We start from the raw sequence: 25,484 nt of genomic DNA, 5'->3' as shown, positions 1-25,484 counted from the left end.
TCGTTAGTCAACTAAAGTAACTGCTTATTTCCGGTACTAAAGGCGCTCCGAATACTTGTCGACAACGGCAACCCACAGTTGCCTCCGGCTGCTCTGATTTTCTTTTTTCTAGTCGCTCAAACAATCACTGCATCGATTGGGGTTGAAATAGTACGATTTCGTATTATTTTAGTTCGATATCGTACTATTGGAGAGTCAAGATGCCAAACCGAAGACGTTTTCTCAAGATTCTAGGCGGAGGCACAATACTGGCGGCAACGGGCGCGGCTGGGTTTCTCACGACACGTACACCCCATGAAGCTTTAGCTCCGTGGACGCCAAAACCGTATGATGACCCACGCAAGGCTGCTTTGTCCTACGCAATTCTCGCCCCCAATCCACACAATTTGCAACCTTGGCTGATCGAGTTGGTTGGGCAAGACAAAGTGCGCATCCACCGTGATCCTGAACGTGAGCTTCCTGAAACCGACCCTTACCACCGCCAGCTCTATATTGGCCTCGGCGCATTTGTTGAGACGATGGTTCTGGCAGCAGGTGCTCACGGGTTTGATACAGAGGTTGAGTTACTGCCAGATGGGAATGACGGACCTATCGCAGAAGCGATGTTTGTATCTGGCGCGGCATCCGATCCACTCTCAGATCAAATCCTCAAACGGCATTCCAACAAAGAACCGTACACTGAACAGCGGCTCTCTGAGGCGGAAATATCGGTCCTTGAAAACTATGCCACTCTGATTTCCGATGAGGATCTAGTGGCCCGTATTCGAGACCTCACAAAACGCGCTTTTGAAATCGAAATGCGAACTCCACAGACCCTTAGAGAATCCGTCGACCTGATGCGGATCGGCAAAGCAGAAATCAACGCAAACCCAGACGGGATTGAACTGCGTGATCCCATGCTGGAAACGCTGCGACTTACTGGCCTATTGGACAACGAGACCCTGATGAACGTTGACCACCCAGGCACTCAATCACACATGCGAGGATACTTCGCCATGCTAGACGCGACGCCGCAATACGCAGTCCTCGCGACAGCCACAAATACGCGAAGCGATCAACTTGATGCAGGACGTCAGTTGATGCGTTTCTACCTGAAGACAACCGAAATGGGCCTAGGCGTTCATCCGGTCAGCCAGGCACTTCAAGAGTATCCTGAGATGGCCGATGAATACGCTCTGGCGCATGAGCTTCTTGCGTCACCGGGCCACACGGTGCAAATGTTGCTGCGTTTGGGGTATGGACCTGAACCAATTCCCACACCCCGCTGGCCGCTGGAGACACGAATTCTGAATGAAGCCTGAAGATGAGACCAACGAAGTTTACCGATTCTTCACCGAGGTCGGGATCATCAATCAATTGATCTCGACCAAGCTGGAAGCGTTCTTGCCTGGTAGAATGACGGCGACTCAATTCGGAATTTTGGGCCATCTGGTACGGCGTCCCGAGGGTGAAACTCCACAGCAACTTTCGAACGCGTTTCAAGTGCCTAAAACTTCGATGACGCACATGCTCTCCAGTCTTGAAAATCATGACCTGATTACTCTTGAAGCCAACCCCAATGACAAGCGTTCGAAAATTGCTCGGCCTACACCGCAAGGCGCTGAGTTTTTGAAAGCTTGTATGGAGCGGATGTCGGAATCCCTGGCTCCAGTTTTGTCCGAACTCGGGCCTGAACCGTTCCATGAATCATTGCCTAATCTGACGCTCATACGCGAAACTTTGGACAGCGAGCGCGACTAGCCGAAACCTGCGCCAGCCGAAGCAAGCAACCAAATTTTCAGAACATCATGCAATCCGCGCCCGGCGGGAGCGGCGGCGATCCTTCAGGCAAAGTGGGTATGTAGTCAAATGTCACAATCTTCGCGCCACCGTCGAATGCCACGAACAGTTGGTTGGATCCCGGCCTAATGGCGATGCCTTCTGGATCGGTTCCGAATTCTAACAAACTTTGCTGGGCGAGAAGTCGGCCATCTGCCGTGAACTCATACAGGCTGTTTGACCCTTCCCAGTCATCAACAATCAACATGTGGCCGGTACGCGGATCAATCGCGATGCCCTGCGCCTCACTCAAGGGAGGAGAGAGCTTCATGGTATCCAACCTCGCCGTCAAAGCACCCTCTGAAGTGAACCACGACAACCGTTCGGGGTCATCCTCTACGGTCACGATCTGTCCCTTGGCGTTGATCGCAATTCCTTCCGTATCCGCGAAACCACCCTCCAATTCGAAGGGTGCTCCCAGGCGTGATCCGTCCTTGGTGACACGTTGAAGACTGCCGAGACCATCGCCCAGCAACAAGTGATCCCCTTCAACAGCAATTGCTTTGATCCGAAAGAGATCGCTGGATATACGGCGCAATTCATCACCTTGCAATGTAACGAGAATTGCCTCGGGCCCCTCGTTCGCAATCCACAACCCACAAAAGGTCGGATCGTAGTCAAGACTTGCGGGCTGATTAAGTTCATAACGCCCTGTTTCGCGAAGCTGCAATGCCGTGGCCGGGGTCGACACAGCAAAAATCAATAAGGCGGTGGTCATCACAAACACTCTGCATGCTCCGAAAATCTGCGTCAAAACTGTGGGGCGGAATCGTAACACGTCAATGCTAAGAGCACCTAAACTTCCAAAATCAGAGAGCATCATTTTACCTGATCAGAGACTTATAACACGGAAACTGGTTACGAGCGGTGTGGTTCGACGCATCTGGGTTCTGCCATAGTCCGTTGGATCTAGGGGTGTGTCGAAATCGCAAACCAACAACATGGCGCTTGTGAGAGTTACGAAATCAACACTAGCGAACAAAACAACCTCAGGCTTCATAGAACAAACTTGCAATCGCGCGCTCGGGCGTAGTCACCTAGGGCATAGGGTTGGAGAAAGCCAATGGCGCTGTGGAAGTTCGTGATTAGTGTTTATTGCGCGCTGTTTCTTGTCGCTTGCGCTCCGAAAACCCGCACGTATGAAAAGACGGTATCAGCTGCGCTACCGGCAAATTCCAGCACGGCTCTGGGTCAGGCGGGCAATCGCCTTGGGGATCCTAAAGACGGTCGGTCAGGCATCAAGCTGATCAGTGATGGAGAAGAAGCGCTCGTATCACGGCTGTTGTTGGCCACTGCGGCCGAGCGAACGATAGACGCGCAATACTATCTTCTGCACGACGACCCAACCGGTCACCTGTTCGCTGCCAGCCTATTGCAAGCGGCGGATCGGGGTGTTCGTGTCAGGCTGTTGTTGGATGATATGGATACGTCGGGCTACGACGCGATGACCGCTGCGTTGGACAATCACAAAAACATTGAAATAAGGCTATTCAACCCGTTCTGGCGAGATCAGAGCCTTTTGATCGCGGGTCTGACTGATTTCAAACGCATCAATCGCAGAATGCACAACAAGTCCATGACAGCAGACAACGTGTTCACGATTGTGGGTGGGAGAAACATCGGTGCCGAGTATTTTTTGGCGCGGGAAGAAATGAACTATGCTGATCTGGATGTGCTGGCCGCAGGCCCAGTTGTACGCGAAGTGTCACGTAGCTTTGACGCTTACTGGAACAGCGAATTCGCTGTTCCGGCTCGCGTGGTTGTCGGAGAACCCGAAGAATTTGACCTGAGCGATGCGCGCAGCAGGTTGAATGAACTCGTCGAGGAAGCGAAACAAACGCCGTACGGCGCAGCGCTCAGAAAGTCGGCAAAAGAGAACTTCGCGGATGGCGCCCTGTTACTGGATTGGCTGCCAGCGAAACTTTATGCTGATCCGCCTTCAAAGGCCGCGGGCCTCGAGAACTCAGGTCCCGTTCTTGCATCTCAATTGCTTCCGTACTTTGAGAATGCCAGCAGTGAAGTGAACATCGTGTCCGCCTACTTCGTGCCACGCAACAACGGTGTAAAATGGCTGACCGAACTCGAGAACCGTGGGGTCGACGTAAAGGTTGTAACCAATTCACTTGCATCTAACGACGTCGCACCCGTTTACGCACACTACGCCAAGAAACGCCGAGCACTGCTACGCGGTGGAGTAGAACTCTACGAGCTGCGACCCGACGCTTATCAAGTCCAACGCCGCGGTATTAACTGGGCTCAATCCAGGTCAGGCCTGCACTCCAAGGCATTTGCAATTGATGACCAGTACTTGTTCGTGGGTTCATTCAACTGGGATCCGCGATCTGTCAACATCAACACCGAGATGGGAATTCTGATTGACTCGCCAGCATTGACTGCGCAGACGATGGGAGCCTTGGACGACGCACTACCCGCATATACATATAACGTGACGCTCGAGCAAGCTGGCCAGCTTAAATGGACGACAAGAGCCAATGATGGCACCATTCTTGAGTACCAATTCGAGCCGACAGGATCGGCCTGGGATCACATAGTTGCCGGGCTATTAAGTATTTTACCAATTGGGTCCCAGCTTTAGGTTTCTGCAAACTACTTGATCGCTTGGCCGTCACCGGCGCCTGCGAAGATGGCAGCAAAAAAGAAATAGGTCATCAGTCGCAGATATTTCCCAATATCCAGTTCTTAACACAGACTAGATATTCATTTTATCAACTGCTGGCGGGATAATGCCTGCTACCAAAGTCAATGGACATGTTTATCATTCCTGGGAAGCTGAACGTTAACGGGCAAGTCCCGTTTTCCGGTTACTCGAACAGTTAGGTTCAGCTTGCCGCGCCTTAGTGGATTTTTGCGCTTTGTGTTTCATTTCTAGCGATCATCTAATGTCGTAAGATGCCGAAGGTAGATTGTTTTGAATAACTATAGCTGATTATTGTGCATCTTCAGTGAGAAAGAACAATTCAATGGGCTGCGCAAGGCCACGTATTTCGTGATCCCCACAGCTAACGAACATGCTCGGAGCAGCACTTGCAACGGCTGACGTCGCCAACACCCTCCGACCAATTGCTTTTGTTAAACCTTCAATTCGGCTTGCAACGTTCACCGCCCCGCCCAGAACTGTGAAATCAAGCCTGCCGGGGCTGCCGATATTACCATAGCTGACCTGCCCGACGTTAATTCCAATACCAACATCCAAAGGCGGTTTTTGAAACCCGTCTCGTCTGGTGTTGAGATCGTTCAAACCACTCAGCACACTCTGCGCTGCAAGAGCCGCCATTCTGCAGCGGTCGGCATGGTCTTTTTGCGCTTCAATAGTAAAGATCGACAGGATGCCATCGCCCATGAACTTGAGGACGTCTCCACCGTTGTCCTCTACGGCTTTAACCACCAGATCAAAATAGTCGCTAAGCGTGTCGAAGATATCTTCTTCCGGAGAGGTCTCGGAAAGTGCTGTAAAGCCTCGCAGATCAGAGAACATCACCACGGCATCCAAAGTTGTTCGCTCTCCGCGCTTTATATTGCCGCTCCAGACGGCCTCGGAAGGTCCATCTCCTAAATAAGTTCGAAGCAGACCTTTAGACGATTTTCGCATCGTGACAGGTTCCAACGCGGAAGAAAGGGCCGGTAAGGCCGCTTCAATCAGCCAAAGATGTTCGGGCGAGAATCCATCCTTTGCCTGAGTAACGAACGTACATCCATGCAGCGATCCATCGCCGTAATAGAGCAAAGTAGCGTAGTAGTCGGTGCCACCCTGCTCTGCAAATTCAAGATAGGATGAATGCTCTGTTTCCGAGTCCAGTCGCCGTAGACTTTTGTGAAGTGGCTTTCTGTTCGCAAGAATATACTCGAATGAACTCCCGACATAACCATCTGTCAACATCGTCTCATGCGTGACGTCGTAGCTGTCGGTGCCTTCAGGCGTCCAAACTACCCCCCAGGCAATAAGCAATGGGTTGGCAAAGCGCTGGCCAATGTTTGCCCGCCATAGCGGCACTCCGGCTTCGATCAAGGAGGAACAAAACTGTGACACCACCCTTACAGGATCACCGGAGCGACGACCTTCTGTAATCATCCATTCGGTCAGTCGAGTGACTTCTTCCATGGACCCAATTTAGTCGCTTGGAAACGATGAGCAAAGACAATTGGATTGGCAATGTCGGTTGCTGTTGTTGAGCAGCCTGATCAGACCTGTCCAAATTGATGCTCGGGCATCAACGGAATGTATTCCATCGGGAAGATGGTTTGTAAATTTAGATCCCGCGCGGTTCCAAACAGACCTATTTGAAGATTGCAGCCCTCTCTTGGGAAACCTTCAATAGAAACCAATCTCGCTGACATTTACGCGGGCCTCGTGATCTCTCCCGTAGGCTACAACTCCAACTGAGGTGATTTCGTCAGCAACGGGAATAGCGCGCAACATGGCACCTGAAGCCTTGAAGCCTGAGAGAGGTAACCAGACTTCGGTCCAGTTGTCAGAAGTTGCGAACGCGGCCTGATAGTATTGCCATGGAAGCACCGTGCCACGTGTCCTGAGGTGGACGAAGTATTGCTCGCCATTCCCCCGTACCAACAGCCTGACGCCCGATACACCCTCATCTGGTCGATCAGACAACTTGCGTCGGAACTGGATAAAGCCGCCGTTGTTTTTTGTGCTGACGGTTCCGGTCAACCGGGCGAACGCAACATCACGTTCCGAACGAAACTGCACCTGTCCTGAAGAAACTCCTCCCATGACGGTGTCGGCAACGTAGTCCCAACTCGTCTCCGGAGACTTGGAGAAGTCTTCTGCAAGATTTTCATCAGCCTGTGCCATTGTAGATCCGATGATAACAAGACCTGAAGCAAGCCCAGCGAAGTTTCCACGCATATCGTTTTTTCTCAGTTCAGTATTGCAATAGAAAGGTTCAAGACAGTGGCAAATGCGACCCATGCAAAGTACGGCAGGAAGGCTAGTGCGGAAACCTGATCCGAGCTCCTGACCAGAGCGATGAACATGACGATCACAATCAGCAACGCGACAATGATCACAAAGGCAATCCACGGTAGTTGCATTACGAAAAAGGTTGGGGACCACAAAAAGTTCAGACCCATCTGCGCCCACCACAGCTTCATGGGCGTCGAGCTTTGGTCTGTTTCAAACTGACGCCAACCCGCCATGGCGATCAAGACATAAAGCACCGTCCAGACCGGGCCAAATATCCAATTTGGTGGATTGAAAGCAGGTTTAGAAAGCTGCGCATACCAATCGCCAGGCGCGGTCAATATCCCGATCAGGATGCCGCCTCCCAACACGAGCGCAAGAAATGCTATGCGGACCATCCAATTCGACATTGTGGGATAGCTTTCAGCAGCCCTTGGTCGTCACGTTGACAAGCGCTTCGGAAGAGAAGGTCGCAGTACTGGTCTCATCCGCGTCGGTATATGACACCGTGGCGCCTTCGATCTCCGACTCCGTTACGGTGATTTCGCGTTGCCCGATCGTGTCGTCCACATCGATGGTAAAGGCTAATTTGTCCCCGGCTGCGAGGGAAACGATCTCAAGTTCAATTGTATTCTGCCCGTCCACGACCGAAGGAAATTGACGCAGTACATCCGCACCCTCAACGAATTCGAGCGGTTGGAATACCTCTACACCCGCGCCTTTTTCGGTAACGTCGAAAATCAGACGTCCAGCAGATTGCGACAAGTCAATTTTAACGGTCGAGGTTTCTACTTCGCACGTTCCTACATTTGTCAGAACAAAACGGTCTTTGGGTGCGCCTTCTATGAAGCGAATTTGAACTCCGGCTTGAAGCGAAGTGGCTACGAATAATCCAAGGGTCGCCGCAAGAATGCTGGTCGGGAGCATATTTATCTCCTTGCTAAAGGGTTCTTGGAAGATACGCTTTGGCGGATCTCTTGGATCAGACTTATGCCTTTTGACTACCGTGGTTCAGCCGACAGGACCTTTCGCAGTTCCATGCACCGCATTCAGAACGATTAAGTCAAAACATGCCGTTTTCATTCTCGCTGTTTGCCGGAACCTCCTGAAGAACGTCCCAGTGCTCGACAACCTTCCCATCGACATCCAGGCGAAAAATATCGATCCCTGCGTACTCGAAACCATCAGGCCAGATTTGATGGCAATGCAGAATAACGTGATCGCCTTCAGCAAACGCACGTTTGATGTCCACACGCTTTCCCGGGTATTCGGCGGCCATGCGCTCGAAATATTCGACAAAAGCTTGCTTGCCGTCGCCAACATGCGGGTTGTGCTGCGTATAGGTTTCCCCAACAAAGATATCTATGGCCTCGGCAGGTCGACACTCGTTGAACATCATTTCGTAGAAAGCGATGACGTTTTTCTTGTTAGTTTTGATGTCCGGCATACTGATCTCCAAATCGACGTTTGCACCGCCCAAAAAATGTTGTCCCACGCAAGTCTTGGAAGCAACCCGGCAAGGACCTCATTCCCTAATCGGCAAGAAGTTACCGGCTTGATTTTGCGTTGCGACTATTTCGCGGGTTTGCCACTTATTCGGTTTCTTCAAAGTCTATGTGAATGTGATTTCCATCAGGATCGGCCACATGGACTTGCACCATTCCAGCCCCAGGGACTTCAGTTTTGCGATACTGGATCTGACTCGAGATCAGTTTTTCTTCGAATGCGCTCAACCCCGTGGCTGAGAGCGCAAAATGCTCGAGCTTGAGCCTCACTTCAGAGCCAACGTTAGGTGTTCCTTCGTGACCCACAAGATGAACCACGGCGTGATTACCCGCATACAACCATGCTCCGGGAAACGGAAAATCGGGCCGGGCCCCGGGTTTCAAACCCAGGACATTTTCATACCAAGTAACCATCTCAGGCAACCTAGTCGTCACTATATTCACATGATCCAGCCGCTCAATTCTCATCTAAAAACCCTCAAGCACAAGCTTTCCTTTGGCCTTGCCGCTTTCGAGGATAGCATGCGCTTTCATTAAGTTTGAGGCATTGATTGTACCAAGTGTATCGGTCGCTGTGGATCTTATCTTTCCATCGTCTATCAACGCGGCGACCCGACTCAGGATTTCGCTTTGACGATTCATATCTCCAGTCCCAAAAAGCGACCGAGTGTACATGAACTCCCAATGCAATGAGATCGATTTGGGTTTGAACGGCGCGATGTCGAAGGTTTCAGGATCATCGATCAACCCAAAGCGACCTTGAGGTGTCATCACCTCTCCAGCTTGGGAAGCATAAAGCTGGGACTGGTTTGTTGAATAGATGAAATCCACGCTTTCGATCCCTAGCGCCTCGAGTTGTGAGCCAAAAGGTTCCGAATGATTGATGACATGGTGTGCCCCAAGCTCTCGAACCCAGTCTTGTGTCTCGGGTCGGGACGCCGTCGCTATCACTGTCAAATCAGTGAGGGCCCGTGCCAATTGAATGGTGATTGACCCGACACCGCCTGCGCCGCCTATAATCAGCAATGTACTGGTTCCGCCGGGGACGGCATCCTGGACTCGCAAGCGGTCGAACAGCATCTCATAAGCAGTTAGCGTCGTAAGCGGCATCGCCGCAGCCGCTGTCGCTGGTATGGATTTTGGCGCGGCTCCGACAATACGTTCATCTACCAGATGAAACTCGGCATTGGTTCCAGGCCGATTGATCGCCCCGGCATACCAAACAGTGTCTCCAACATTGAAGGCCGTAACTTTTTCGCCAACGGCTTCGACGGTCCCTACTGCGTCCCACCCTAGAATATCGGGTGCTGGACCTGCAGGAGCACGTTTTTGACGAGTTTTCGTATCGACTGGATTTACTGACACGGCCTGCACCTTGACCAACAAGTCGTGTCCCTTTGGCGTCGGTTTGTCGGCCTCGAAGTCGATTAAGGCGTCCGGCCGATCAATCGATCCTGTCTTAAGGTATCCCACGGCTTTCATAACGTGCTCCTTTGTCCGGTTCTTTATCAACCGATGACTGTCATCTCATTTAGCGTGAATTCTGCAACGGCGCCTTCTGTTGCTTCCAGGTAAGCCGCAAGGTGCTGAGCACCCATGTGGGTTTGCCAAAGCTCTCGGCTTTCCCAATTTTCGTAGAACACGAAATGAGCCGGGTTGTCGTTGTCCTGGTGCAGGTCATAGTCGATGCAACCCTCTTCGGCTCGGGTTATGTCGATGAGCTTGATCAGCTCGGCCTTTACGAGGTCAATTTTGTCAGCGTTGGCTTTGATGTTGGCGACGATTGTCAGCTTGGCCATTGGAACAGATCCCTTGTGTTATTGAGCGATGCGCAAGATTTACGCCGCAGTTCCTTCGGGATAAACAGGGCAAGATCGAACATATAATCCGGAAATTCCGTTTAATGCTTTTAGACAATCTTCGCTTGTTTCTGACCATAGCCGAGAAAGGCAGTCTTGTGGCCGCGGCGCGCGAGACAGGGATGTCGAGCACGACAGTGTCCGAGCGGCTCGCGGCTCTGGAGGCACATTACGGTGTGGTTTTGTTCAACCGTACCACCCGTTCTATCAGCTTGACCGAAGAAGGTCGGACACTCGCTGATGGAGCAAGAAACGTTCTCAGTGAGGTTGCGGACCTGGACACACTTGTTCGGCACGTCGCCGAAACTCTGTCTGGTCCAATTCGCATAAGCGCGCCTATTGACTTGGGACGGAGCTTTGTTTCCGAGGTTATTGCCGAATTCACCGAAAAGAACCCTGCCGTCTCAATCGAACTGTCCCTCTCGGACGGTTATGTCGACCTCGTAGGCCAGGGTTTTGACCTCGCCGTTCGCTTCGGCAACATCACAGACAGCTCGCTCAGGTTGCGAAATCTGGGAAGCTACCAACGTTTCGTATGTGCGTCCCCAAGTTACTTGGCCTCATTTGGAACGCCTGAAAAACCAGAAGATCTATTAAACCACAACTGCTTGGTCATGAGGTTTGGCGACATGATCGACAACGTTTGGGAGTTTGGATCAGGACCAAATGCCCAGCGCGTTTCGGTAAAGGGAAATCGAATAGTCAATGATGGTTCACTCATCCGCGATTGGGCGATTGCAGGCCATGGGGTCGTATTGAAGTCCGAGCTGGATGTGGGCGACGATGTTCGATCTGGCAGACTTGTTGCTGTCTTGCGCGACTTCCTCCCACCGCCGAAACCTTTGCAAATGATGTTTCCACCGAGCCGGGCCCAACCACGTCGCATAACAGCCTTAGCTGAGCATTTGCGTCGCAAATTTGGTGTGAGTTGAGGCCGCAGGGGAAGACACTAATCTGATAGCTGCTATGTCTGCTCAATGAATTTCAAAGTCGCATGTGCTAGCTCAGTGCCAGCATCTTCTTGGATGAAATGCCCCGCTTTAGGCACAAGGATATGATTTTGACCAACTGCCCCAGGGACCGACTTTTGGAAGAGTTTGTCTACGCCCGCCATAACCCTGTCGTCTTCTCCAAAAACAGTCAGAAACGGGGTGTTGAGGGTCTTGAGGGTTTCCCATGCGGCTCGGTTGGCTTCAGAAGCTGGATTATCAGGTGTGTCGGGCACCAACACTGGAAACTCGCGAGCGCCTGCCAGATAGCGCGCATCCGGGAATGGTGCGTTGTAGGCTGCGACCTCTTCTTCTGAAATTTTAGATGTCGTGCCGCCGAATACGATGCGTCCCGAATTAAATGCGGGTACGGATTGTGAGTATTCCCGCCATGAAAGAAATGCATCACCCAAGGGTGCGTCACCGGTGGGCAAGGCCGTGTTTGCCACAACTACGCGCGAGAACCGCTCGGGCATACTCGCAACCAACCGCAAGCCTATTAGTCCACCCCAGTCCTGGCAAACCAACGTGATGCCCGTCAGGTCAACCTTCCGCAACCACTCGGACATCCAGTCTACATGGCGTTGGTAGGTGTAGTCGGATCGCTCTGTTGGTTTATCCGACCTTCCAAACCCAATCAAATCAGGAGCCAGAACTCGATGGCCAGCGTCCTTGAATAACGGAATCATGCGCCGGTAAAGGAAGCACCAGGTTGGCTCTCCATGCATCAACAATACTAGTGATGCATGAGCCGGTCCCTCGTCCAAATAATGCAGTCGGAGAAGACTTCCCTCGGTGTCATCCACATCAAGATAGTTCGGGCCAAAGTTGAAATCTGGCAGCCCGTCAAACCGATGGTCCGGTGTACGAAGGAACTTCATCGTGAACTCTCCAAAAATGCCGACGGTCTTGGTCCAATAACAGTGATCGATAAAACAAGAACGGTCCAGTTCCAGCGTATACCGACTTCAGGTTTGGTTGAGTTGGACACATTACTTCGGTCCCTCGCGGAGGAGGCCCTTTTTGCAGACGTATTGAATCCGCGCCCAAAAATTTGGTCTCAAAAACCTTATATTGCGAGTTCTTCTGTACGGATCGCCGAGAGGCGGCTCAGAAGAAAACCGCAAGCCCGGTCATTGAGACAACCAAGAAAAGGAGAGTCATAATTCCACCGGAGCGAACGAAATCCACCACCCGGTAGCCTGCTGGGCCCATGATCAACGCGTTCACCTGGTGTGTTGGGATCAAAAATGAGTTGGACGTTGAAATTGCTACTGTGAGGGCAAATACAGCCGGGTTACCACCCGCCGATACCGCAATAGAAACCGCTAACGGCACCAGCAGGACGGTCGCACCTACGTTGGACATGACCAGGGTGAATGCCGTTGCCAAAACGGCTATTCCTGCTTGCAACGACCAGATCGGCCACCCCTTCAGAAGGGCCAACACATGCGCGGCAATCCAATCCGCAGTGCCGGTGTTCTGGACTGCCTGGCCCAACGGGATCAGTGAAGCGAGTAGAAAAACTGTACTCCAACTAATCGACTCGTAGGCTTCGTCAATCGAGAGCACCCTGCTCAACACCATGCCAACAGCGCCAATTAATAGGCACAACGACAACCGCTCAAAAATCCAAATTCTCCACGCTCAGAGCATTCTTTTGAATGAATTCACGGCGTGGCTCTACCACATCACCCATGAGTTTGGTGAACAGATCATCGGCCTCGACCATATCATCCACGCGTACCTGCAACAGGGTCCGCGCGTCCGGGTCCAGCGTTGTTTCCCAGAGTTGATCGGGGTTCATCTCTCCCAAACCTTTGTAGCGTTGCAGCGACAAGCCCTTTTCGCCTTCTTCCAGAATCGCGCGCAGCAGGTCGAGCGGGCCGTGTATGACTTGACCCCGATCACGACGCACCAACGTTGCGGGGGTGTTGTAGACCTCTTGCAGGCTTTGGGTGAAACTGCCGGTTTTACGGGCCTCACCCGAGCGCAACATGGGGCCGTCCAGTGTGCGCACTTCTTCCACACCGCGCAGGATGCGCGCGAGGCGGATGCCGTGATCCTGTGTGATGCGGCCTTGCCAGCCGCGTTCGTATTCCAGTGCAATCAGGTCAAGGCGCGCCGCGACCTTGTCGGCCACGCCCTGCAAATCGGCATCAACAGCGCCGGGCACGAAGGCACCGGCTACAGCAGCCTGCTCCAGAATATGGCGCGGATAATGCGTTGGGAAGGCGTCCAGCACTCGCTTCAGCTGGCGCGCTTCATCCACTATGCGGGTCAGGTCCTGGCCGATGATTTCCTCGCCCGAGCCTAATTTAAGTACTGCGCCTTCGACGCCCTGATTGATCAAATAATCATCCAGCGCGGCCTGGTCCTTCAAGTAAACCTCTGATTTACCTCTAGAAACCTTGTATAGTGGTGGTTGAGCGATGTAGAGATACCCGCCCTCGATCAACTCTGGCATTTGCCGGTAGAAGAAGGTCAACAAGAGGGTGCGGATATGCGCGCCGTCAACATCTGCGTCCGTCATAATGACGATTTTGTGGTAACGCAGTTTTTCGATGTTGAATTCGTCGCGGCCAATGCCGGTGCCAAGCGCCATCACGAGGTTACCGATCTCTTGGCTCGACAACATCCGGTCAAACCGCGCCCGTTCCACGTTCAAGATTTTGCCACGCAAAGGCAGAACAGCCTGAGTCAGCCGATCCCGACCGGTCTGGGCAGAACCACCAGCCGAGTCCCCCTCGACCAGGAAAACTTCAGTCTTGGACGGATCTTTTTCAGAGCAATCCTTCAGCTTACCAGCCAGATAGTTCACATCCATCGCAGTCTTGCGGCGGGTCAATTCGCGAGCTTTACGGGCGGCCTCGCGCGCTAAAGCCGCCTCGATGATCTTACCGACAATCCCCTTAGCCTCATTCGGGTTCTCTTCGAACCATTCAGCCAGCTTCTCGTTCATCAGACCTTCGACCGCTGGGCGCACCTCAGAGCTGACCAGCTTGTCCTTGGTCTGGGAAGAGAATTTCGGGTCGGGCACTTTCACCGATAGCACGCAGGTCAGTCCTTCGCGTGCATCGTCACCGGTAAAGCTGACCTTTTCCTTCTTCGCGATCCCGCTGGACTGCGCATAGTTGTTGATCGTCCGGGTCAGCGCACCTCGGAAACCAGCCACATGGGTGCCGCCATCGCGCTGCGGGATGTTGTTGGTGAAGGGCAGCACGGTCTCATGATAACTGTCGTTCCACCACATGGCGATTTCCACGCCGATATCGTCACGCTCGCCCTTGATATAAATCGGCTCGGGCATCGCCGGGGTCTTGGACCGGTCGAGATATTTGACAAACTCTTTGACGCCGCCCTCGTAGAACAGCTCGGTTTCCAGCCGCTCAGCAGGGCGCTCGTCGATCAGGATGATCCGCACGCCCGAGTTCAGGAAGGCCAGCTCGCGCAAGCGCTTTTCCAGCGTCTCAAACGAGTATTCGAGGTTCGAGAACGTGTTGGTCGAAGCCAGAAATCGTACCTCGGTTCCCGTGCGATCGCCGCACTCGCCGACGACTTTCAGATGTTCCGCCGTCTCACCGCCCTCAAAACGCGCCACATGTTCCTTGCCGGCCCGCCAAATGCGCAGTTCCAGCCAATCGGATAGCGCATTCACCACCGAGACGCCCACTCCATGCAGACCGCCTGACACCTTGTACGAGTTGCTGTCGAACTTACCGCCAGCGTGCAGTTGGGTCATGATGACTTCAGCCGCTGAAACGCCTTCCTCGGGGTGGATATCCACCGGGATTCCACGTCCATTGTCGCTGACCGAAACGCTGGAATCAGCGTGAATTTTTACAGTCACATGGTCGGCATGACCGGCCAGTGCCTCGTCAATTCCGTTATCGACAACCTCGTACACCATATGGTGCAGACCCGAACCATCATCCGTATCCCCGATATACATACCGGGACGTTTGCGAACTGCCTCTAAGCCTTTGAGAACTTTGATGGAATCAGCGCCGTATTCTTGGGGTGCCTGTGCGTCTTCGGACATGCCGTTAGTACCTATATTATTTTGGTAACTTATACGTTTTCTGGTGGGGATTGTCACGTGCTCCCCCCATATTTTGTGGTTCTGATCCGCTTAATTTGCGGATCAAAGCCGATCAAGGTCTGCTGCAATATCCTCGGCAATTTCTGCCGCGTTCACATCGTCCCGTTCGGCTGACAATCGCAACCCCAGAAGGTCGGATTGATAGCGCGCCGCCAAGCGATCCGGGTCATGACTTGGCGCGATTTCTCCGGCCTTCTGCGCGCTGCGAAAGAGGTCCGCAAAACAAGCTTTCATGTCAGCCATATGGGTTTGCGCCTGATCAGCCAGATCATGGTCTTTGGCTTGCAATTCCGCATAAGTCTTCGCCAACATGCAGGCTTTTGTCGGCAGCTCCGACGCCTCGATCACACGACGAGGTTGCACCTTAAGAGCAGCAAGCGGGCCCAATTCCTGCGCCAAAGCCTTCATATTGGCAACCCCTTCCCGAGTATACCGCTCTAACGCCAGGGCGTAGAGCGCATCTTTCGACCCGAACGCCGCGTAGAAGCTGCCCGGTTTCAGCTTCAGCTCTCGCTCGAGATCCTTAAGCGACGTCCCCGCCCAGCCGTGACGCCAGAAAATATCTCGCGCCTGCGCGATAAGCGCGTCTCGGTCATATGAGGGTTTGCGGGGCATCGTTTCACCAATTCTTGAACGTTCGCTCAATTATATACTTGAGTGATCGCTCAAGAAACCCTAAATACGACTCATCGCGCCAGAAACAGGAGTTTTGACATGGCCAATTTCCCGTCTCACGACCTAGAAACCGCCCCGGAAGGGTCCAAGCCGCTGCTTGAGAAATCTCAGGCTGCATTCGGCCGCCTGCCCGGTCTTCATAAAGTAATGGCTGAAAGCCCCCAGCATCTGGAAGGCTATCAGGTTCTGCACGGCCTGTTTCTGCAGACCGATTTCAACAACGACGAAAAAACCGTTGTCTGGCAAACCATCAATGTCGAAAACGAATGCCATTACTGCGTGCCTGCGCATACCGGCATCGCAAAGATGATGAAGGTCTCTGACGAGATCACCGAGGCGCTGCGCAACGAAACGCCGCTGCCCACGGCCAAGCTGGAAGCGCTACGCACCTTTACCCTGCAAGTGATGGAAACCCGTGGAAACCCGACTGAAGAACAGTTGCAGGCCTTCTTTGACGCTGGCTATTCCCACCGTGCGGTCTTGGATGTCGTGCTGGGTCTGGCACAAAAAACCATGTCGAACTACGTCAACCACATGGCCAAAACCCCGGTCGACGAAGTGATGCGCGGCTTCCTTTGGGAACGCAAAGTCGGCGAGCCTGCCTAAACGCGGACGACCGAGCCCTCGTCGCCTTCGGTAACGACCAGCGTTTGGGCTCGATCCCCCAATTCCGCAAATAGCTCAGGCCCGGTGCCCGTCATCCAGGCCTGTGCGCCCAGCGCACAAATCTCATCATACAACGCAGCGCGCCGACCCGCATCCAGATGCGCGGCCACCTCATCCAGCAATACAATAGGAGGTGCTCCAACCATCTCCGCCAACGCTCGCGCGTTTGATAGGATCAGCGACACCAGCAGTGCTTTCTGCTCACCGGTCGAGCAATCTTTGGCTGGAACGCCCTTGGCGGAATATACGCCATACAGGTCTGATCGATGCGGGCCGACCAAAGTCCGCCCGGCGGCCAGATCGCGAAACCGGCTTTCATCCAAAGCTTCTCGCAAGTCTTCCGCCGTCTCAGGCATTGCACCTTCGGTTTGAACCAATTCAAGATCCGCTGACGGAAAGGCCGTCTCAGCTTTATCCTGTGCTGAGCGCAGATGCTCCAACGCACTCAATCGCGCAGCGTGGATGCGATGCCCCATCTCGGCCATCTGCCCTTCCAGCGCCGCGTACCAATGGGCATCGCGAACTTGTTCTTTCAGCAACCGGTTCCGCTCGCGCATCGCTTTTTCATAGGTCAGAGATGCCTCGGCATGTGCCGGATCAAAACTCAGCGCGATCCGGTCGAGGAACCGCCGTCGCCCTTCGGCCCCTTCGATCCAGAGACGGTCCATCGATGGGATTAACCAAACTACCCGCGCCAGCTTTCCCAATTCAATCTGGCTTGAGGCTTTCTCATCAATCCGCACCTGCCGCGCCGCACCACCTTCGGACCAGGTTTCAATCTCGAAATTCTGTCCTTGCGCATTCAATAGCCCAATCAGCTTCCACCCCAGCGCCTCGGGGCGCCGTGTCATCTCAGCGGCGCTTGCCCGCCGCATCCCGCGCCCGGGTGAAAACAGAGAAACCGCTTCCAGGATGTTGGTCTTACCGGCACCGTTTGGCCCATGGATCGCGACTGGCCGCCCGTCCAACGACAAGCGCGCCAGCTTATGAGACCGAAAATGCGAGACCGTAAGCTCGGTCAGGGCCAATCCCATGACCCCTCTCTTTCATTAGAGATCACCCAGTCGAGGCAATCAGACGCGCATCGGCATTACGACGTATACTGCGCTTTGGTCGTTGCCTTCGCGCATCAGTGTCGGATCACCTGCCGAGTTGAACATAAACACCGCATTTTCACGATCCACCTGAGACGCGATTTCGAGCAGGTATTTAGCGTTGAACCCGATCTCCAGGCGCTCATCCCCGTAAGCAACTGCCAGCTCTTCCTCAGCCGCACCACTGTCGGGTGCATTCACTGACAGAATCAGCTTATCCGCATCCAACTGCAGTTTGACGGCCCGCGACCGCTCGGACGAAACTGTCGCCACACGATCCACGGCCTGCGCGAATTCAGCCGCGTCCACTTCTAACTTGCGCGTGTTACCTTGCGGGATGACACGTGTGTAATCCGGGAACGTTCCGTCGATCACTTTCGAGGTGAGCGTGATGTCAGGCGTTGCAAACCGCACCTTGGTTTCACTGACCGAGACGGCGATGTCCATCTCGTCATCATCCAGCAGCTTGCGCAGTTCGCCCACGGTTTTGCGGGGCACGATCACGCCCGGCATATCCGCTGCACCATCCGGCAGATCCGCATCGATCCGTGCCAAGCGGTGACCATCAGTCGCCACGCAACGCAGTACCTTGCCGCCCTCGGAACCATCCGCAACGTGCATGTAAACGCCGTTCAAATAATATCTCGTCTCTTCCGTGGAAATGGCAAACTTCGATTTATCGAACAGCCTGCGCAACAATGCCGCCGACGCCGTAAAGTTCGATTGGTATTCTGAAGACGCCATAACCGGGAAATCTTCTTTCGGCAGCGTGGCCAGAGAAAAATTCGAGCGCCCCGCTTCCACGGTCAACCGCCCAGCTGCACTATCTGCGGTTAGGGTCACCAGCGCCCCATCGGGCAGTTTGCGCACGATCTCATGTAGCGTTGTGGCCGCAACAGTCGTGGCGCCCGCTTTCTCGACCTGCGCAGGGGCCTTGTCGACCACTTCGATGTCCAGATCGGTGGCACGAAACAGCGCCTGATCGCCTTCGGCCTCGATCAGCACGTTGGCAAGTATGGGAATGGTGTTGCGACGTTCGACAACTGACTGGGCCTGCGAAACGGCCTTGAGAAGGGTGCCGCGTTCGATGCTGATCTTCATACCCTCTGTTCCTTTGACTTGCGTGCCGAAATAGGCGGGACTGGCACGTTAGCGTCTCAGCCCTGAGGCACAAGGATTTTTTACGGATTTCTGGGTCGGATTGCCTCGGTGGTCAAGAGCAGCGCGCGTGAAACACACCAGATCATTCTCAACCGTGGACAATAGCGCACAAGAAAACACCCCGAACGCAATAGTCCGGGGTGTTTTTCAAGGATTCAGTGAGGTTTAGGCTTCCAAGGCCCGGCGCAGCATCTCAACATCTTCGGCAATCTGGCCATCGGTCAACTTCAGCTCTTCGATGCGCTTCACGCCATGCATGACCGTGGTGTGGTCTCGCCCGCCAAATCGACGGCCAATCTCAGGTAGCGACCGACTGGTCAGTTGCTTGCACAGATACATCGCCACCTGACGCGGACGCGCATAGGACCGCAGGCGTTTAGGGCCGATGATATCGCTGAGGCGGATGTTGTAATAATCCGAGACCTTTCGCTGGATCTCTTCGACGGTGATCTTGCGCTCGGAGGCGCGCAGTACATCGGCCAGACAATCCTGCGTCAGCTCCATATCGATCTCGCGCCCGACCAGCGAGGCAAAGGCGAACAAGCGGGTCAGCGCCCCTTCCAGCACGCGCACATTGGTCGAGATACGGTGTGCAAGGAATTCCAATACACCATCAGCAATGGTCAGATCGGGATAGGTGCTGCTGTACTGCTGCACTTTGTTCTGCAGGATTCCCAGACGCAATTCGTAGTCTGTGGGATGAAGATCGACGACAAGGCCACATTGCAAGCGCGATTTCACGCGATCCTCAAGGTCTTTGATTTCGCCCGGAGCGCGGTCGGCCGAGATGATGATCTGCTTGTTCTGATCCACCAGCGCGTTGAACGTGTGGAAAAATTCTTCCTGCGTCGAATCCTTGCCAGCGATGAACTGCACGTCATCGACCATCAGCACATCGACCGAACGGAACAAGTGCTTGAAATCCATCATGCGGCGTTCACGCAAAGCCTGAACAAAGCGATACATGAACTGTTCTGCTGACAGATAAAGCACATTCAACTCGGGGTGCTTGGTTTTCAACTCCCACGCAATCGCGTGCATCAGGTGGGTTTTACCCAGTCCAACACCGCCGTAGAGCACGAGCGGATTGAAAGTTACCGGGCCGCCCTCGGATACGCGGCGAGCTGCGGCATGTGCAAGTTCGTTGGGTTTGCCAACAACAAAGCTATCAAAGGTAAACCGTGCATCCAGTGGCGCAGCCTGTAGTGCTTCAAGCGCATCATTGGCTGTATCTGTAACAGCGGGCCGGGTTTCTGGCGCGGGAGATGGCTTGGGCTCTTCCACCAATGTGGGACGGCCTGACGAATTGGCCGCTGTGCGAAACGCCAAGCGCTGAACCTTTTCGCCCGATGTGTTCAGCTCATAGAGAATAAGGTCCGCAAAATTCTGACTGACATAGTTGCCCATGAAGTTGGTCGGCACCGAGAACACCGCTACACCATCCTGCAACTCCTGAAACTCCAAGGGTTCAATCCAGGTGGTAAAATTGTTCTTCCCAACCGCCTTCATCAATTTGCTACGCAGTTGTCCCCATTTCTCTTGTGTCATTCGGCGCCTCACGCATCCCATTCATTATTGGCCTTAAGGCCTTTTTTAATGTGTCCCGAATTACGGGCCTTTATGGCGCTCACACACAAGGGAACGTTTCGCCAAACCTGATGGTCTGGCGGGTACGCTCGAATATCATCGCAGTCCAATACAGCACGGCCCCAAAATGGGGGCACACCCGGAATCCGGGATGCGCATGATATTCCAATTTATCGACAGGGCCAGGATCTTCGGCTAACCCGAGACCCAGAGCAGATCGTCCAACTGACCGAAGCCAGCTTTCGAACATTCGTTCCTAAATCTTTCCGATGCCCGTCGGTCAGATCCTTGGAACAGCCTGTCCCCCCAAGCGAGTGAATCGCTGACTAAGTCGTAGCAAGAGCCCAAGGGTCCGGGCAACGAAACTCTGATATTGACTCGGGGTTCTGGGCGAAAGAATCTCTCGGCTTCGTGAAGACGCGGCTTTCCGGCAACAATGAAAAAGGCGTCGCAATCAGCGACGCCTTTTTCGCAAATCAACGCTTGACGCGTTTTCCCAAAGAATCAGCCCAGCGCTTTGACGCGCGCCGACAGGCGCGACATTTTGCGGGCTGCGGTGTTCTTGTGGAAGACGCCTTTGGTGACGCCACGCATCAACTCGGGCTGAGCGGCGCGCAGGGCTGCGGTAGCCGCGTCCTTGTCGCCGGATGCGATCGCTTCTTCAACTTTGCGCAGGTGGGTACGGATGCGCGAACGACGCGCTTTGTTGACGGCGAAGCGCTTCTCGTTCTGACGGGCGCGTTTCTTTGCCTGGGGCGAATTTGCCATGTGTCTCTGACCTTTTGTTCGGTACGGTTATCTTGGGTTGCGCGCCACGGACATATCCGCACCGGATCAGAAATCACGAGTGTGAGTCGGGCCAAGCGGGCCGCACGCGCATGTATGACGGCGGTCTCTATCCAAGTTTGGCAGGTTTGCCAAGCTGATTCTTCCAGTATGTGATGAGGGAAAAAGGCGGGGTCTGCCCGCCTAATATCACTAAGCGACGATTATGATCACTTGTCGCGGAACTGAGCCGCACGTTTTTCCAGAAACGCGGCCATGCCTTCTTTCTGGTCCTCTGTCGCGAACATCGAATGGAACACCCGACGCTCAAACAGCATGCCTTCGCTCAGCGGCAGCTCATAGCTGCGGTTCACAGCCTCTTTGGCCGCGATGGCCGTGATCTGCGATTTCTCTGCAATCTTCTGCGCCGCACCGGTTGCCTCTTCGATCAGCTTTTTGGCGGGCACGACACGACTGACCAATCCCGCGTGCTCGGCCTCTTCAGCGTCCATGAAGCGGCCTGTCAGGTTCATGTCCATCGATTTGGACTTACCAACGAAGCGGGTCAGACGCTGACTGCCACCAAGCCCCGCGATGACGCCCAGATTGATCTCAGGCTGGCCGAACTTGGCGGTGTCGGCAGCGATGATGAAATCGCACAGCATCGCCAGTTCACACCCGCCGCCCAGCGCGTAACCGGCAACGGCAGCGATGATAGGTTTACGGATCGCGGAAACCCTATCATTGGCGTCCGCAAACAGATTAACGTCGAACACATCGACAAAGCTCATTTCGGACATTTCCTTGATGTCCGCACCGGCGGCAAAGGCCTTGTCCGAGCCGGTGATGACTATGCAGCGCACCTTGTCATTGCTATCCGCATCTTCCAGCGCCTCGCACAGCTCACCCAGCAACTGGGTGTTCAGCGCGTTCATCGCATCGGGGCGGTTGAGCTTGATAAGGGCGACGTGGTCTTCGATTTCGACGATGATCGTCTCAAAAGCCATGAGGTGTAAGCTTCCGGTTGTTCCGTTCAGGTACGATTCCTTATCACGCGATTTCGCTGGATCAAGTTATCTTTGGCATTGCGCGCAATAGAAGGATGAGCGACCGGACTGGGTGATTCTCTTGATTTCAGCGCCACAACCCTCGGTTCGACAAGGCTCTCCTTCGCGGCCGTAGACGTCGAAGCTGTGTTGAAAATATCCAAGTTCTCCATCGGCTTGGCGGAAATCACGCAGCGATGACCCACCCGCTTCAATCGCGTCCTGCAACACTTTTCTGATGATCGGCACAAGGGCCGCAACGCGTGGCGCAGAAATCTGTCCCGCTTTGCGACGTGGCGACACCTTGCCGCGATAAAGCGCTTCGCAGACGTAAATATTACCCAAACCGGCAACGATTCCCTGATCCAACAACGCCGATTTGACCGGGCTGTTCTTGCCTTTGAAGGCGTCTATCAGGTGCTGTTCGTGAAAATCATTACCCAACGGTTCAGGTCCCAGAACCGATAGCAGCTTGTGCTGCTCCGCCGTTGCCGTCGGCAGCAGATCCATTGCCCCGAACCGGCGCGGATCGTTGAAGGTGATGCGTGCGCCATTGGCCATATGAAACACCACGTGATCATGTTTCTGCGCCATCGGATGCTCATGCGCATACTGTCCGAGCGGATCGCCAGAGACCGTCATCCGCCCCGACATGCCCAGATGGATCAACAACGTCTCGCCACTGCTGAGATCCGCCAGTATGTACTTCGACCGTCGCCGCAGCCGATCCACCCGTTGCCCCGTCAGCCGCTCGGCCATCCGAGCCGGGAAAGGCCAACGCAAATCGGGGCGATTCACATCCGCCCTTTCGATCACTGCGCCCTCCATTGCGGGGCTCAGGCCGCGTCTTACTGTCTCGACCTCGGGCAATTCGGGCATTACAGGGCTCCTATTCCAAAGGGCCGCATTGTGCCCGCCTCTTATCGCCCTATAACAGAGGCGAAATTCGACAAACGGCAAGGCAAATGTCCGACACCAACGACAAGACCACCCATTTCGGGTTCGAAACCGTGCGCGAGGCTGAAAAAGCCGGCCGCGTACAGGGCGTGTTCAACTCGGTCGCCTCGAAATACGACGTGATGAACGACGTGATGTCGATGGGCATCCACCGGGTCTGGAAAGACGCGATGATGGACTGGCTTGCCCCGCGCGCCGGTCAGCGGCTTCTGGATGTGGCGGGCGGCACCGGCGATATCTCGTTCCGCTTTCTGAAGCGCGCAGGCCACGGCCATGCTACCGTGCTGGACCTGACCGAGCCGATGCTGGTCGAAGGCTGCCAGCGCGCCGAGGCCGACCAGATGTCCGACAGCCTGAATTGGGTGGTGGGCGATGCGATGGCGCTGCCCTTCGAGGATAACACCTTCGATGTCTACACCATCTCCTTCGGCATCCGGAATGTCACCCGCCCGCAAGAGGCGCTGAACGAGGCCTATCGCGTTCTGAAGCCCGGTGGTCGTCTGATGGTGCTTGAGTTCAGCCAGTTACCCAATGACGGGCTGCAGAAGCTTTACGACCTCTACAGTTTCAATGTCATCCCGCGTATGGGCAAGCTGATCGCCAACGACTACGACAGCTATCAATACCTTGTGGAATCGATCCGCAAATTCCCAGATCAGGAGACATTCCTGAACATGGTCCGCACCGCCGGGTTCGAAAACGCCAAATACCGCAACCTGAGCATGGGCATTGCCGCACTGCATTCTGGCTGGAAGATCTAGATGCGCGGCCCCCACAACATCATTCGCCTGGTCCGGACGGGCGCCACGCTGGAACGCACCGGTGCCATGAATGTGGTGCTGGACGCGTTTGAAGCGCCGCGCGCCGTACGTATTCTGGCGCATACGCTGGGCAAACCGTTCCAATGGCTGGGCTACAAGGGCGACCCCGAGATGCCGCCCGCCACCCGTGCCCTGACCGCATTGGGTCCGGCTTACATCAAATTCGGGCAGGTGCTTTCGACCCGCCCCGACGTGGTGGGAAATGAACTGGCCGAGCAACTGCGTGTTCTGCAAGACAAGCTGCCGCCCTTTTCCAAAGCTGAAGCAATGGCAGAGGTCGAGAAAGAGTTAGGCCAACCGACGTCAGAGATATTCAGTGAGTTCAGTGAACCCATCGCCGCTGCCTCGATTGCTCAGGTTCACAAGGCCAAGCTGACCAGCACAGGCGAAGACGTTGCTGTCAAAGTCCTGAGACCGGGTATCGAGCGCGCCTTCCGCAAGGATGTAGACGCGTTCTATTTCGCCGCGCGTATGGTACAACTTTGCGCCCCCGGAGCGCGCCGACTACGCCCGATGGAAGTGATCGAGCATTTCGACGGCGTAGTACGCGGCGAGTTGGACCTGCGTCTGGAAAGCGCCGCCGCCTCGGAATACGCTGCCAATACCAAGGATGATGCTGGATTCTGGCTGCCTCCGGTGGTCTGGTCGCTATCCGCTCGTCGCGTCATGACGCTCAGCTGGGCTGATGGCATTCCCTTGGGAGATAACAACGCGCTGGACGCTGCCGGACATAATCGCCGCGATCTGGCTGAGCGCGTGCTCCGCCTGTTCCTGTTGCACGCGCTACGCGACGGCTATTTTCACGCCGACATGCACCAAGGCAACCTCAAGGTCGCTGCGAACGGTGACATTATCGCCTATGACTACGGCATCATGGGCCATATCGATGAATACACTCGCCGGGTCTATGCCGAGATTCTCTTTGGTTTCATCCGCCGCGACTATAAACGCGTGGCTGAAGTCCATTTCGAAGCAGGCTATGTGCCTGCCAATCAGGACGTCGACGAATTCGCCCGCGCCTTGCGCGCGGTAGGTGAGCCGATCTTCGGCATGGACGCCACCCATATCTCGATGGGTCGGCTGCTAAGCTACCTGTTCGAAGTCACTGAACGCTTTGGCATGGAAACCCGCACCGAGCTGATCCTGCTGCAACGCACCATGGTGGTGGTCGAAGGCGTCGCCCGCTCGCTTGATGATCACATGAACATCTGGGAGGTCGCCCGACCGGTGGTCGAGGATTACATCAAACAATCCATCGGCCCCCGCGCCGCCCTGCGCGATTTCGGCAAAACCGCCCTGGTGCTTGCCCGTTTCGGCCCCCGCTTGCCCGGTCTGGTGGAAAATGCCCTGATTGCCCAGACTCAAAAAGACGACCCAAAGACCCCGGGTTTCATCGCGAACCTTCTGCCAGCAGCGATCGGCGCGGCCGCAGGCATAGCCGCGACGCTGGTGATCTTCGCACTCAGCTAAACCAACCCGACCGCTTCATCTGGCCAAAAA

General features: G+C 54.5%; 25 protein-coding genes and 1 pseudogene. 7 read left to right on the top strand and 19 right to left on the bottom strand.

The window, feature by feature from the left end; genetic code table 11:
* Positions 1–200 precede the first annotated feature (200 nt).
* Entirely contained in the window at positions 201–1,301 is a 1,101-nt protein-coding gene (locus tag ACR0JG_RS16855; protein WP_480571313.1) for an Acg family FMN-binding oxidoreductase, read from the top strand.
* On the top strand, positions 1,291–1,740 hold the full coding sequence (locus ACR0JG_RS16850; protein WP_170647199.1) for a MarR family transcriptional regulator: 450 nt from the start codon (positions 1,291–1,293) through the stop codon (positions 1,738–1,740). The genes ACR0JG_RS16855 and ACR0JG_RS16850 overlap by 11 nt, the downstream gene beginning before the upstream one ends.
* A 37-nt stretch (positions 1,741–1,777) precedes the next feature.
* Here the strand turns inward: ACR0JG_RS16850 and ACR0JG_RS16845 are convergent, their stop codons facing one another.
* The gene (locus ACR0JG_RS16845; protein WP_480571310.1) at positions 1,778–2,536 is read right to left on the bottom strand and encodes a hypothetical protein; all 759 of its coding nucleotides are present in this window, start codon (positions 2,534–2,536) and stop codon (positions 1,778–1,780) included.
* Between the two features lie 345 nt (positions 2,537–2,881).
* On the opposite strand from ACR0JG_RS16845, the gene ACR0JG_RS16840 reads away from it, so the two are divergent.
* On the top strand, positions 2,882–4,414 hold the full coding sequence (locus ACR0JG_RS16840; protein WP_480571307.1) for a phospholipase D family protein: 1,533 nt from the start codon (positions 2,882–2,884) through the stop codon (positions 4,412–4,414).
* A 351-nt stretch (positions 4,415–4,765) separates the two neighbouring features.
* Here the strand turns inward: ACR0JG_RS16840 and ACR0JG_RS16835 are convergent, their stop codons facing one another.
* The 8 genes from ACR0JG_RS16835 to ACR0JG_RS16800 form a co-directional block, all read right to left on the bottom strand.
* Positions 4,766–5,938: an adenylate/guanylate cyclase domain-containing protein gene (locus ACR0JG_RS16835; protein ID WP_480571304.1), complete on the bottom strand. Its 1,173-nt coding sequence runs from the start codon at positions 5,936–5,938 to the stop codon at positions 4,766–4,768.
* 210 nt (positions 5,939–6,148) lie between these two features.
* Complete coding sequence (locus tag ACR0JG_RS16830) at positions 6,149–6,649, bottom strand: CIA30 family protein (protein WP_480571301.1); 501 nt, start codon at positions 6,647–6,649, stop codon at positions 6,149–6,151.
* A gap of 65 nt (positions 6,650–6,714) precedes the next feature.
* Complete coding sequence (locus ACR0JG_RS16825) at positions 6,715–7,155, bottom strand: TspO/MBR family protein (protein WP_480571298.1); 441 nt, start codon at positions 7,153–7,155, stop codon at positions 6,715–6,717.
* A 25-nt stretch (positions 7,156–7,180) separates the two neighbouring features.
* The gene (locus ACR0JG_RS16820; protein WP_480571295.1) at positions 7,181–7,684 is read right to left on the bottom strand and encodes an aggregation factor core; all 504 of its coding nucleotides are present in this window, start codon (positions 7,682–7,684) and stop codon (positions 7,181–7,183) included.
* Between the two features lie 136 nt (positions 7,685–7,820).
* Entirely contained in the window at positions 7,821–8,204 is a 384-nt protein-coding gene (locus ACR0JG_RS16815) for a nuclear transport factor 2 family protein (RefSeq protein WP_480571587.1), read from the bottom strand.
* A gap of 145 nt (positions 8,205–8,349) precedes the next feature.
* Positions 8,350–8,730, bottom strand: a complete 381-nt coding sequence (locus ACR0JG_RS16810) for a VOC family protein (protein WP_480571292.1) — start codon at positions 8,728–8,730, stop codon at positions 8,350–8,352.
* On the bottom strand, positions 8,731–9,744 hold the full coding sequence (locus ACR0JG_RS16805; protein ID WP_480571289.1) for a zinc-binding alcohol dehydrogenase family protein: 1,014 nt from the start codon (positions 9,742–9,744) through the stop codon (positions 8,731–8,733). It abuts the gene before it with no gap.
* 26 nt (positions 9,745–9,770) lie between these two features.
* Positions 9,771–10,061 (bottom strand): putative quinol monooxygenase, encoded by a 291-nt coding sequence (locus tag ACR0JG_RS16800; RefSeq protein WP_480571286.1) that lies wholly within the window; start codon positions 10,059–10,061, stop codon positions 9,771–9,773.
* On the opposite strand from ACR0JG_RS16800, the gene ACR0JG_RS16795 reads away from it, so the two are divergent.
* Complete coding sequence (locus tag ACR0JG_RS16795) at positions 10,061–11,053, top strand: LysR family transcriptional regulator (RefSeq protein ID WP_480571283.1); 993 nt, start codon at positions 10,061–10,063, stop codon at positions 11,051–11,053. The genes ACR0JG_RS16800 and ACR0JG_RS16795 overlap by 1 nt on opposite strands.
* 32 nt (positions 11,054–11,085) lie before the next feature.
* Here ACR0JG_RS16795 and ACR0JG_RS16790 read toward each other — a convergent pair whose 3' ends face one another.
* The 4 genes and pseudogenes from ACR0JG_RS16790 to ACR0JG_RS16775 form a co-directional block, all read right to left on the bottom strand.
* Positions 11,086–11,991: a haloalkane dehalogenase gene (locus ACR0JG_RS16790; protein WP_480571280.1), complete on the bottom strand. Its 906-nt coding sequence runs from the start codon at positions 11,989–11,991 to the stop codon at positions 11,086–11,088.
* A gap of 229 nt (positions 11,992–12,220) precedes the next feature.
* Positions 12,221–12,733: pseudogene (locus ACR0JG_RS16785) on the bottom strand (SLC13 family permease); the annotation flags it as partial.
* Position 12,734: 1 nt separating this feature from the next.
* Positions 12,735–15,152 carry a DNA topoisomerase (ATP-hydrolyzing) subunit B gene (gene gyrB, locus ACR0JG_RS16780; protein ID WP_170567543.1) on the bottom strand — a complete coding sequence of 806 codons (2,418 nt, stop codon included), beginning with the start codon at positions 15,150–15,152 and terminating at the stop codon, positions 12,735–12,737.
* Between the two features lie 102 nt (positions 15,153–15,254).
* A complete protein-coding gene (locus tag ACR0JG_RS16775; protein ID WP_480571277.1) occupies positions 15,255–15,827 on the bottom strand; it encodes a TetR/AcrR family transcriptional regulator in 573 nt (190 codons plus the stop codon).
* 99 nt (positions 15,828–15,926) lie between these two features.
* On the opposite strand from ACR0JG_RS16775, the gene ACR0JG_RS16770 reads away from it, so the two are divergent.
* Positions 15,927–16,493, top strand: coding sequence for a carboxymuconolactone decarboxylase family protein (locus tag ACR0JG_RS16770; protein WP_170423365.1), 567 nt, complete (start codon positions 15,927–15,929; stop codon positions 16,491–16,493).
* On the opposite strand, the gene recF is transcribed toward ACR0JG_RS16770, so the two are convergent.
* The 6 genes from recF to mutM form a co-directional block, all read right to left on the bottom strand.
* Positions 16,490–17,587, bottom strand: a complete 1,098-nt coding sequence (recF, locus tag ACR0JG_RS16765) for a DNA replication/repair protein RecF (RefSeq protein WP_170423364.1) — start codon at positions 17,585–17,587, stop codon at positions 16,490–16,492. The two genes, ACR0JG_RS16770 and recF, sit on opposite strands and share 4 nt — an antisense overlap.
* Before the next feature lie 39 nt (positions 17,588–17,626).
* Positions 17,627–18,748 carry a DNA polymerase III subunit beta gene (dnaN, locus tag ACR0JG_RS16760; protein WP_170515339.1) on the bottom strand — a complete coding sequence of 374 codons (1,122 nt, stop codon included), beginning with the start codon at positions 18,746–18,748 and terminating at the stop codon, positions 17,627–17,629.
* A 225-nt stretch (positions 18,749–18,973) separates the two neighbouring features.
* Positions 18,974–20,356, bottom strand: coding sequence for a chromosomal replication initiator protein DnaA (gene dnaA / locus ACR0JG_RS16755; protein WP_480571274.1), 1,383 nt, complete (start codon positions 20,354–20,356; stop codon positions 18,974–18,976).
* A gap of 543 nt (positions 20,357–20,899) precedes the next feature.
* Positions 20,900–21,163: a 30S ribosomal protein S20 gene (gene rpsT / locus ACR0JG_RS16750; RefSeq protein ID WP_010442545.1), complete on the bottom strand. Its 264-nt coding sequence runs from the start codon at positions 21,161–21,163 to the stop codon at positions 20,900–20,902.
* A 227-nt stretch (positions 21,164–21,390) separates the two neighbouring features.
* Complete coding sequence (locus ACR0JG_RS16745; protein ID WP_480571271.1) at positions 21,391–22,167, bottom strand: enoyl-CoA hydratase; 777 nt, start codon at positions 22,165–22,167, stop codon at positions 21,391–21,393.
* A 66-nt stretch (positions 22,168–22,233) separates the two neighbouring features.
* The gene (mutM, locus tag ACR0JG_RS16740) at positions 22,234–23,085 is read right to left on the bottom strand and encodes a bifunctional DNA-formamidopyrimidine glycosylase/DNA-(apurinic or apyrimidinic site) lyase (protein ID WP_170626310.1); all 852 of its coding nucleotides are present in this window, start codon (positions 23,083–23,085) and stop codon (positions 22,234–22,236) included.
* A gap of 86 nt (positions 23,086–23,171) precedes the next feature.
* Between mutM and ubiE the strand changes: the two genes are divergently transcribed.
* Positions 23,172–23,924, top strand: coding sequence for a bifunctional demethylmenaquinone methyltransferase/2-methoxy-6-polyprenyl-1,4-benzoquinol methylase UbiE (ubiE, locus tag ACR0JG_RS16735; protein WP_480571268.1), 753 nt, complete (start codon positions 23,172–23,174; stop codon positions 23,922–23,924).
* A complete protein-coding gene (gene ubiB / locus ACR0JG_RS16730) occupies positions 23,925–25,454 on the top strand; it encodes a 2-polyprenylphenol 6-hydroxylase (RefSeq protein WP_170408659.1) in 1,530 nt (509 codons plus the stop codon). It abuts the gene before it with no gap.
* Positions 25,455–25,484: the final 30 nt, after the last annotated feature.

Source organism: Ruegeria sp. AD5, from assembly GCF_056542345.1.
The sequence above is the reverse complement of the archived record's forward strand: the minus strand, read 5'-3'. Positions and strand labels throughout refer to the sequence as shown.